The sequence below is a fragment of the Priestia aryabhattai genome (genome assembly GCF_023715685.1).
Lineage (GTDB): Bacteria > Bacillota > Bacilli > Bacillales > Bacillaceae_H > Priestia > Priestia aryabhattai_B.
This window is the reverse complement of record NZ_JAMBOQ010000113.1, coordinates 1-261: the sequence shown is the minus strand read 5'-3', so window position 1 is coordinate 261 and position 261 is coordinate 1. Positions and strand designations below refer to the sequence as shown.

Sequence of the window (261 nt, the reverse complement as noted above, 5' to 3'; positions counted from 1 at the left end):
TTGGGACCAAGGGGTCGCAGGTTCGAATCCTGTCTTCCCGACCATTTATGGGGCCTTAGCTCAGCTGGGAGAGCGCCTGCCTTGCACGCAGGAGGTCAGCGGTTCGATCCCGCTAGGCTCCACCAATCGGAATTTTGAACTTTGAAAACTGAACAAAGCGACAAACGTCAACGTTAAATTTTATTTTTTTAATTGAGCAAGTCAAACATTTCTTCGGAGAGTTTGATCCTGGCTCAGGATGAACGCTGGCGGCGTGCCTAA

At 49.8% G+C, this 261-nt stretch carries 1 tRNA gene; it reads left to right on the top strand.

What is annotated here, in order from left to right:
- Nucleotides 1-49: 49 nt before the first annotated feature.
- Nucleotides 50-125 (top strand) — tRNA-Ala (locus M3225_RS29260).
- The last annotated feature ends 136 nt before the right edge of the window (nt 126-261 follow it).